Origin of the sequence: Burkholderia lata (assembly GCF_902499335.1) — a bacterium.
Taxonomy (GTDB): domain Bacteria; phylum Pseudomonadota; class Gammaproteobacteria; order Burkholderiales; family Burkholderiaceae; genus Burkholderia; species Burkholderia lata_B.
Window position 1 is genome coordinate 1 of the sequence record NZ_CABVQK010000048.1, and the last position, 1,258, is coordinate 1,258.

Sequence of the window (1,258 nt, forward strand, 5' to 3'; positions counted from 1 at the left end):
CATGGATATGCCAATGAAGAAGAAACGGCAAACTGTAGCGCGTCAGGCAGCGGCCCGCGGGCCGCTGCCTGAACTGCCCAAGGAACTGCTGGACCAGTTGGTCAAGGGGCCGATGACGCCGGCCGAGGTGCAGGACTTGATGCTGGCGTTCAACAAGGCGGTCATCGAACGTGCGATGGGCGCCGAGATGAATCTGCATCTGGGCTACCCGCCTGGCCAGCCCAAGCCGCTCGGTCAGGCCAACGAGCGCAACGGCAGCTTCGAGCCAATCCTGATCCCCAAGCATGAGCGCCGTTTCACCGGCTTCGACGAGCGCATCATTGCGATGTACGCCCGCGGCATGAGCGTGCGCGAGATTCAGGGATTTCTGGCCGAGCACTATGGCACCGAGGTCTCGCCCGACTTCATCAGCTCGGTCACCGACGAGGTGATGGCCGAGGCGCTGAGCTGGCAGAGCCGTCCGCTTGAGCCGATGTACCCGGTCGTGTTCTTCGATGCGCTGCGGGTCAAGATCCGCGACGACGGCGTGGTCAGCAACAAGGCTGTCTATCTGGCCTTGGGTATCCAGGCCGACGGCCAGCGCGACGTGCTGGGCCTCTGGATCGAGCAGACCGAGGGTGCCAAGTTCTGGCTCAAGGTGTTCAACGAACTGAAGACGCGCGGCTGCCAAGACATCCTGATAGCTGTGGTCGACGGCCTGAAGGGGCTGACCGAGGCCATCAGCGCAGCCTACCCGCGGACAACCGTGCAGACCTGCATCGTGCATCTGATCCGCAACAGTCTCGAGTACGCCAGCTACAAGGACCGTAAGGCGCTCGCGACGGCGCTGCGCCCGATCTACGCGGCTGCCAGCGAAGAAGCGGCAAGGCAGGCGTTACAGGACTTCGCTGATGGCCCGTGGGGCGAGAAATATCCGACCATCGTGCAATCGTGGCAGCGAGCATGGGAGCACGTCGTACCGTTCTACGTGTTCCCGCCGGAAATTCGACGGGTTGTGTACACGACAAACGCCATAGAAAGTCTGAACATGCAGTTGCGCAAGATCATCAAAACGCGCGGCCACTTCCCGAATGACGAGGCGGCGATCAAGCTGCTCTGGCTGGCGCTGCGCAATGTACTGGCCAAGAGCGTGCGGGCCGCCTTCGACTGGAAATCAGCGATGAACCAGTTTGCTATCCTGTTCGGCGACCGATTTATGCAGGCGCGCGGATAACGCGCTGTTCAACCGCCTCGCCCACAAAAATCCGGACAGGTTCGG

Annotated in this window: 1 protein-coding gene; it reads left to right on the forward strand. The window is 61.8% G+C overall.

Annotated elements, in window-relative coordinates:
* Positions 1-7: 7 nt before the first annotated feature.
* The gene (locus BCO18175_RS40370) at positions 8-1,213 is read left to right on the forward strand and encodes an IS256 family transposase (protein WP_438820536.1); all 1,206 of its coding nucleotides are present in this window, start codon (positions 8-10) and stop codon (positions 1,211-1,213) included.
* Positions 1,214-1,258: the final 45 nt, after the last annotated feature.

Coding starts and splice junctions, on each gene's coding strand:
- BCO18175_RS40370 (WP_438820536.1), top strand. CDS start 8: ATGCCAATGAAGAAGAAACGGCAAACTGTAGCGCGTCAGGCAGCGGCC.